This is a genomic window from Pseudomonas sp. EZ-C24 (assembly GCF_014525325.1).
Lineage (GTDB): Bacteria > Pseudomonadota > Gammaproteobacteria > Pseudomonadales > Pseudomonadaceae > Aquipseudomonas > Aquipseudomonas shirazensis.
The window spans coordinates 141,878-149,230 of the sequence record NZ_JACDIU010000007.1 but is presented as its reverse complement, the minus strand read 5'-3'; the positions used below and the strand labels follow the sequence as shown (position 1 = coordinate 149,230).

Sequence of the window (7,353 nt, the reverse complement as noted above, 5' to 3'; positions counted from 1 at the left end):
GGGCCGCAAAGCGGCCCCTTTCCAAACGCCACCGTATCGATTTCAACACACCGTATCGAATACGTTCCGCCATGCCGAAGCACCACATATGCAAGGGTTTGATACCTCTAAGCATTTCTACCCCACCCCGCCCGTATCGAAATCATTCCAATATCTGCCAACAATTAGCCCGAAATAAAGACAAGTCATTGAATTTATTCAATATTCTTCAATTGGCAACGTTATTGCTAACCAATCCTCAACCCAAGAGCGCGGAAGACCGCGCCAACGCCCTGTTTCCTTGAGGAATCCCCATGAGCGAATTGCGTTTCACTGAAGATCACGAATGGCTGCGCAGCGAAGCCGACGGCACCGTCACCGTAGGCATCACCGCCTTTGCCCAGAACGCCTTGGGTGACGTGGTGTACGTGCAACTGCCTGAGCTGCAGCACTACGAGCAAGGCGCAGAAGCCTCCACCGTGGAATCAGTGAAAGCCGCCAGTGGCGTGTACATGCCACTGACCGGTGAAGTGCTCGAGGTCAATCAGCAACTGGCTGACAACCCTGAACTGGTCAACGAAGACCCGTTGGGCGCAGGCTGGTTTTTCCGCTTCCAGCCGGCCGATGCCGACGCCGTGGCTAAACTGCTTGACCAGGATGCCTACGACCGCCTGATCAAAGCCAACGCTGACGCTTGAGGACCGACCATGACCAGTAACCTCGGCACTGCCAACGAATTCATCGCCCGCCATATCGGCCCGCGCACCGCTGACGAGCAGAGCATGCTCGCCAAGTTGGGTTTTGACAGCCTCGACGCCATGAGCGCCGCGGTGATCCCCGACAGCATCAAGGGCACCAGTGTGCTCGGCAGCAGCGACGGCCAGAGTGAAGCCGAGGCGCTTGCCGCGCTGAAAGCCATCGCTGGCAAGAACCAGCTGTTCAAAAGCCTGATCGGCCAGGGCTACTACAACACCCACACGCCTGCCCCGATCCTGCGCAACCTGCTGGAAAACCCGGCCTGGTACACCGCCTACACGCCTTACCAGCCAGAGATCTCCCAAGGCCGCCTGGAAGCCCTGCTGAACTTCCAGACCATGATCAGTGACCTGACCGGACTGCCGATCGCCAACGCCTCGCTGCTCGACGAAGCCACCGCCGCCGCCGAAGCCATGACCTTCTGCAAGCGTCTGTCGAAAAACAAGGCCAGCCACAGCTTCTTCGCTTCGCAGCATTGCCACCCGCAGACCCTCGACGTGCTGCGCACCCGTGCCGAGCCGTTGGGCATCGAAGTGGTGATCGGTGACGAGCGCACACTGGATGACACCAGCCGCTTCTTCGGCGCGCTGCTGCAATACCCGGCCAGCAATGGCGATGTGTTCGACTACCGCGAACTGGTCCAGCGCCTGCACGCCGGCAACGCCCTGGTCGCGGTGGCCGCTGACCTGCTGGCGCTGACCTTGCTGACCCCACCCGGTGAATTCGAAGCCGACGTGGCCATCGGCAGCGCGCAGCGCTTCGGCGTGCCCCTGGGCTTCGGCGGCCCGCATGCGGCCTACTTCGCCACCCGCGATGCATTCAAACGCGATATGCCAGGCCGCCTGGTCGGCGTGTCGATCGACCGCTTCGGCAAGACCGCCCTGCGCCTGGCCATGCAGACCCGCGAGCAACATATCCGCCGCGAGAAGGCCACCAGCAACATCTGCACCGCGCAGGTCCTGCTGGCCAACATCGCCGGCATGTATGCCGTTTACCACGGCCCGGCCGGCCTCAAGCGCATCGCCGAGCGTACTCACGCGCTCACCGCAATTCTCGCCGCTGGCCTGCAGCAACTGGGCGTCACCCTGCAGACCCAGGCGTATTTCGACACGCTGACCCTGGCCACCGGCGCAACCACCGCCGCCCTGCACCAAAAGGCCCGCGAGCAGCGCATCAACCTGCGCCAGATCGACGCCGAGCAACTGGGCCTGTCGCTTGATGAAACCAGCACCCAGGCTGACGTCGAAGCGCTCTGGCAGCTATTTGCCGGCGAGCAGTCGCTGCCTGACTTCGCCGCCCTGGCTGCGGCCGATGAGTCTCGCCTGCCAGCAGCGCTGCGTCGGCAGTCGGCGATCCTCGAACACCCGGTGTTCAACCGCTACCACAGCGAAACCGAGCTGATGCGCTACCTGCGCAAGCTGGCCGACAAGGACCTGGCGCTGGACCGCAGCATGATCCCGCTGGGCTCCTGCACCATGAAGCTCAACGCCGCCAGCGAAATGATCCCGGTAACCTGGGCCGAATTCGGCAACCTGCACCCGTTCGCCCCCGCCGAGCAAAGTCAGGGCTACCTGCAGATGACCAACGAGCTGGAGGCGATGCTCTGTGCTGCCACCGGCTATGACGCGGTGTCGCTGCAACCCAACGCCGGCTCCCAGGGCGAGTACGCCGGCTTGCTGGCGATCCGTGCCTACCACCGCAGCCGTGGTGACGCGCACCGCAATATCTGCCTGATCCCGTCGTCGGCACACGGCACCAACCCGGCTACCGCGCACATGGCGGGTATGCGGGTGGTAGTGACCGCCTGCGATGCACGCGGCAACGTCGACATCGCCGACCTGCGCGCCAAGGCCGTCGAGCACCGCGAGCAGCTGGCAGCGATCATGATCACCTACCCGTCCACCCATGGCGTGTTCGAGGAAGCCATCGGCGAAATCTGCGCGATCATCCATGACAACGGCGGCCAGGTGTACATCGACGGCGCCAACATGAACGCCATGGTCGGCCTGTGCGCGCCGGGCAAATTCGGTGGCGACGTCTCGCACCTGAACCTGCACAAGACCTTCTGCATCCCCCACGGCGGTGGCGGCCCGGGCGTCGGCCCGATTGGCGTCAAGTCACACCTGGCGCCATTCCTGCCCGGCCACGCCGCGCTGGAAAACACCGCCGGCGCGGTCTGCGCCGCGCCGTTCGGCAGCGCCAGCATCCTGCCGATCACCTGGATGTACATCCGCATGATGGGTGGCGCTGGCCTGACCCGCGCCTCGCAAATGGCCATCCTCAACGCCAACTACATCGCCCGCCGCCTGGAAGAGCACTATCCTGTGTTGTACACCGGCAGCAATGGTCTGGTGGCGCACGAGTGCATTCTTGACCTGCGCCCGCTCAAGGACAGCAGCGGCATCAGCGTCGATGACGTGGCCAAGCGCCTGATCGACTACGGCTTCCACGCCCCGACCATGTCGTTCCCGGTGGCCGGCACGTTGATGATCGAGCCGACCGAAAGTGAATCGCGGGAAGAACTGGACCGCTTCTGCGATGCCATGATCAAGATTCGCGAAGAGATCCGCGCCGTCGAAAACGGCTACCTGGACAAGGATGACAACCCGCTGAAGAACGCCCCTCACACCGCCGCCGAGCTGGTCGGTGAATGGGCCCACGGCTACAGCCGCGAGCAGGCGGTGTACCCGCTGCCAAGCCTGGTAGAAGCCAAGTACTGGCCACCAGTGGGTCGGGTCGACAACGTGTTTGGTGATCGCAACCTGATCTGCGCCTGCCCGTCGATCGAGAGCTATCAGGACGTCTGATAGCCGCCTCGCCCGCCTCCACTGGAGGCGGGCGCACCCGACAGCCAGGCCTGTTCCGAGGAGCAATCCATGTCCCTGAGCGTGTTCGACCTGTTCAAAATTGGCATCGGCCCCTCCAGCTCACACACGGTTGGGCCGATGCGCGCGGCCGCGCGCTTCGCCGAAGGCCTGCGCCGCGACGGCCTGCTGAGCCAGACGGCCAGCGTCAAGGCCGAGCTGTATGGCTCGCTCGGTGCCACCGGCAAGGGCCACGGCAGCGACAAGGCGGTGCTGCTCGGCCTTGAAGGCGCCCAGCCCGACAGCGTCGATACCGACAGCATCGCCCCGCGTCTGCAGGCTATTCGCAGCAGTGGCCGGCTGTGCCTGCTCGGTGAGCACGAAATCGCCTTCAACGAAAAGCAGCACCTGGCGATGATCCGCAAGCCGCTCGACTATCACCCCAACGGCATGATCTTTCGCGCCTTCGACGAGGCCGGTTTGCAGTTGCGCAGCCGCGAGTATTACTCGGTTGGCGGCGGCTTCGTGGTCGATGAAGAAGCGGCCGGGCACGACCGCATCGTCGAAGACCGCACCGTCCTGGCCTACCCGTTCACCACCGGCAAACAGTTGCTCGCCCATTGCAGCGCGCAGCAGCTTTCGTTCAGCCAGGTGATGCTGGCCAACGAAGCGGCCTGGCGACCGGAACAGGAAACCCGGGACGGCCTGCTGCGGATCTGGCAGGTCATGCAGGACTGCGTCACTGCCGGCTGCCAGCACGAAGGCATCCTGCCTGGAGGACTCAAGGTCAAACGCCGTGCGGCGGCGCTATACCGTCAGCTCAGCCAGCACCCGGAAGCCAGCCTGCGCGATGCCTTGTCAGTGCTCGACTGGGTCAACCTGTATGCACTGGCGGTCAACGAAGAAAACGCCAACGGCGGGCGCGTGGTCACAGCGCCCACCAACGGTGCCGCCGGGATCATCCCGGCCGTGCTGCACTACTACATGCGCTTTGTGCCCGGTGCCAACGAGGACGGCGTGGTGCGGTTCCTGCTGACCGCCGCAGCGATCGGCATTCTGTACAAGGAAAACGCGTCGATCTCCGGCGCCGAAGTCGGCTGTCAGGGCGAGGTCGGCGTAGCCTGTTCGATGGCTGCCGGGGCGCTGTGCGAGGTCATGGGCGGCACTGCCCAGCAAGTCGAGAACGCCGCCGAAGTCGGCATGGAGCACAACCTCGGGCTGACCTGCGACCCGATTGGCGGGCTGGTCCAGGTGCCGTGCATCGAGCGCAACGCGATGGGCTCGGTCAAGGCGATCAATGCTGTGCGCATGGCCTTGCGCGGCGATGGCCAGCACTTCGTCTCGCTCGACAAGGTGATCCGCACCATGCGCCAGACCGGCGCCGACATGAAAAGCAAATACAAGGAGACCGCCCGCGGCGGTCTGGCCGTCAACATCATCGAATGTTGATCTGAACCACTCTCAAGGAGTCACCGATGTCCGAAGTACAGCTGCACAAGACCCCGCTGCACGCGCTGCACCTGGAACTGGGCGCGCGCATGGTGCCGTTCGCCGGTTATGACATGCCGGTGCAGTACCCGCTCGGCGTGCTCAAGGAACACCAGCACACCCGCGCCCAGGCCGGTTTGTTCGACGTCTCGCACATGGGCCAGATCCGCCTCAGCGGCAGCGCTGCGGCGCAGGCGCTGGAAACCCTGGTACCGGTCGACATCATCGACCTACCAGTCGGCATGCAGCGTTATGCGATGTTCACCAACGACGCTGGCGGCATTCTGGATGACTTGATGGTGGCCAACCTGGGCAACGATGAGTTGCTGCTGGTGGTCAATGCTGCCTGCAAAGAGCAGGACCTGGCGCACCTGCGCCAACACCTCGAAGGCCAGTGCGAGATCCAGCCGCTGTTTACCGAGCGTGCGCTACTAGCCCTGCAAGGCCCGGCCGCAGCAACGGTGCTGGCGCGCCTGGCGCCAGAGGTGGCGAGCATGACCTTCATGCAGTTCCGTGCAGTCAAGTTGCTCGGTCTGGACTGCTACGTCAGCCGCTCGGGTTACACCGGCGAAGATGGTTACGAGATTTCGGTACCGGCCGAAGGTGCAGAGCTGCTGGCCCGGCGCCTGCTGCAAGAGCCTGAAGTGCAGGCCATCGGCCTTGGCGCGCGGGACTCGCTGCGCCTGGAAGCCGGCCTGTGCCTGTATGGGCATGACATGGACAGCGCGACCACACCGATCGAGGCCAGCCTGCTCTGGGCCATATCCAAGGTACGCCGCGCGGACGGCGAACGTGCCGGTGGCTTCCCTGGTGCCGAGCAGATCTTCGCCCAGCAGCACCAGGGCGTGGCGCGTAAACGGGTCGGTTTGCTGCCGCAGGAACGGACGCCGGTGCGTGAGGGCGCCGAGATTGTCGATGCCTCAGGCAACGTAGTCGGCAAGGTCTGCAGCGGCGGCTTCGGTCCGACCCTGGGAGCACCGCTTGCGATGGGCTACGTGGATCTCGCCCACACCGCAATGGACACACCCCTGAGTGCGGTAGTACGGGGTAAGAACGTGCCGTTGAAAGTCAGCAAGATGCCTTTCGTTGCGCCACGTTACTACCGCGGCTAAGCCGGCCTGCTTATTCGATTTCGAACCTGTTCGATAACCTTTTGAAAATGGCGCCAGCCCAGGCGCCATGGTATCTGGAGCACTATTGAACAGTGCGCCCGAGATCCTCTTGGTGGGTGCTATGCGAGGGCTTGTCATGGTCGCAAAAGTTGGCGTACATTCAGCCCACTGTGTTTGCATGGGTCGCAATTGATCGTGACTTGGGCCAGTAGCCGCGGTCCGCTACAACCCGTTCGACGACGCTTGGTTTCCTGCACTACAGCGTAATTTTGCCGACTGCCTGCAACAGCAGTGCGCGGTTATCACCCTCTAGAAGATTCATGGGAAACAAGACAATGGCTCAGCGTCAGAACGGTACCGTCAAATGGTTCAACGATGAAAAAGGCTACGGCTTCATCACCCCGGAAAGCGGCGCGGACTTGTTCGTGCACTTTCGCGCAATCCAGGGCGACGGCTTCAAGACCTTGAAAGAAGGCCAGAAGGTCAGCTTCGTGGCAACTCAGGGGCAAAAAGGCCTGCAAGCTGATGAAGTGCAAGTAATCGCCTGACAACTGATATAAAAAAGCCCCCGCATTGACCTGCGGGGGCTTTTTTACGCCTGCAATTTCATAGAATGCGCTTTTGGCCTGACGAGTTGCCTGCATGCCCAAGCACACCCTGCACCCCCAAGGCGAGTTCCCACCCGCCGGCCTCGGGCGCCGACTGGCGGCGATGTTCTACGACTTCCTGCTGTGCACGGCACTGCTGATCGTCACCGCCGGGGCGTACAAGCTGATCCAGATGTCGATCATTGGCCAGGACCGCATGCGCACCCTCACCGACGCCGGCGCGCTGGATGGCGACCCGCTGCTGTCGACGGTGCTGCTGTTCGCGCTGTTCGGTTTCTTCGCCAAATTCTGGACCCACGGCGGCCAGACCCTGGGCATGCAAGTATGGGGCGTACGCGTACAGAACCCCGACGGCAGCGCCATCAGCCTGTGGCAGGCGCTGTTGCGTTTTGTCGTGTCGATTGCGTCGTGGCTGTGCCTGGGTCTGGGCTTTGTCTGGGCATTGTTCGACAAACGCAAACGCGGCTGGCATGACATCTATTCGCAGACGGAACTTGTGAGGGTGCCAAAGCAAAAGAAGTGATTCTGGGCCGTTGAAAACATAGCAGCCACGCCACTCACGCTCTGCGCCAGCGTAGCGAGGCGTGCCCTTGATCTTGATCTGCT

The 7,353-nt window shown here is 63.0% G+C and carries 7 protein-coding genes; all 7 read left to right on the top strand.

Going from position 1 to position 7,353, the window contains the following annotated elements; all coding sequences use genetic code 11:
• Positions 1 to 284 (top strand): hypothetical protein (locus tag IDM28_RS23730; RefSeq protein WP_223175865.1); only part of this gene is annotated, 284 nt, incomplete at its 5' end.
• 9 nt (positions 285 to 293) lie between these two features.
• A complete protein-coding gene (gene gcvH / locus IDM28_RS04795) occupies positions 294 to 677 on the top strand; it encodes a glycine cleavage system protein GcvH (RefSeq protein ID WP_188035463.1) in 384 nt (127 codons plus the stop codon).
• Between the two features lie 9 nt (positions 678 to 686).
• Entirely contained in the window at positions 687 to 3,542 is a 2,856-nt protein-coding gene (gcvP, locus tag IDM28_RS04790; RefSeq protein ID WP_188035462.1) for an aminomethyl-transferring glycine dehydrogenase, read from the top strand.
• Positions 3,543 to 3,611: 69 nt separating this feature from the next.
• Positions 3,612 to 4,988, top strand: a complete 1,377-nt coding sequence (locus IDM28_RS04785) for an L-serine ammonia-lyase (protein WP_188035461.1) — start codon at positions 3,612 to 3,614, stop codon at positions 4,986 to 4,988.
• 26 nt (positions 4,989 to 5,014) lie between these two features.
• A complete protein-coding gene (gene gcvT / locus IDM28_RS04780) occupies positions 5,015 to 6,139 on the top strand; it encodes a glycine cleavage system aminomethyltransferase GcvT (RefSeq protein ID WP_188035460.1) in 1,125 nt (374 codons plus the stop codon).
• Positions 6,140 to 6,474: 335 nt separating this feature from the next.
• A complete protein-coding gene (locus IDM28_RS04775) occupies positions 6,475 to 6,687 on the top strand; it encodes a cold-shock protein (protein WP_101316916.1) in 213 nt (70 codons plus the stop codon).
• A 94-nt stretch (positions 6,688 to 6,781) separates the two neighbouring features.
• A complete protein-coding gene (locus IDM28_RS04770; RefSeq protein ID WP_101316914.1) occupies positions 6,782 to 7,270 on the top strand; it encodes an RDD family protein in 489 nt (162 codons plus the stop codon).
• Positions 7,271 to 7,353 lie beyond the last annotated feature (83 nt).

What these genes read in the sequence shown, in the direction of transcription:
- gcvH (WP_188035463.1), top strand. Translation starts at nt 294, where the DNA reads ATGAGCGAATTGCGTTTCACTGAAGATCACGAATGGCTGCGCAGCGAA.
- gcvP (WP_188035462.1), top strand. Translation starts at nt 687, where the DNA reads ATGACCAGTAACCTCGGCACTGCCAACGAATTCATCGCCCGCCATATC.
- IDM28_RS04785 (WP_188035461.1), top strand. Translation starts at nt 3,612, where the DNA reads ATGTCCCTGAGCGTGTTCGACCTGTTCAAAATTGGCATCGGCCCCTCC.
- gcvT (WP_188035460.1), top strand. Translation starts at nt 5,015, where the DNA reads ATGTCCGAAGTACAGCTGCACAAGACCCCGCTGCACGCGCTGCACCTG.
- IDM28_RS04775 (WP_101316916.1), top strand. Translation starts at nt 6,475, where the DNA reads ATGGCTCAGCGTCAGAACGGTACCGTCAAATGGTTCAACGATGAAAAA.
- IDM28_RS04770 (WP_101316914.1), top strand. Translation starts at nt 6,782, where the DNA reads ATGCCCAAGCACACCCTGCACCCCCAAGGCGAGTTCCCACCCGCCGGC.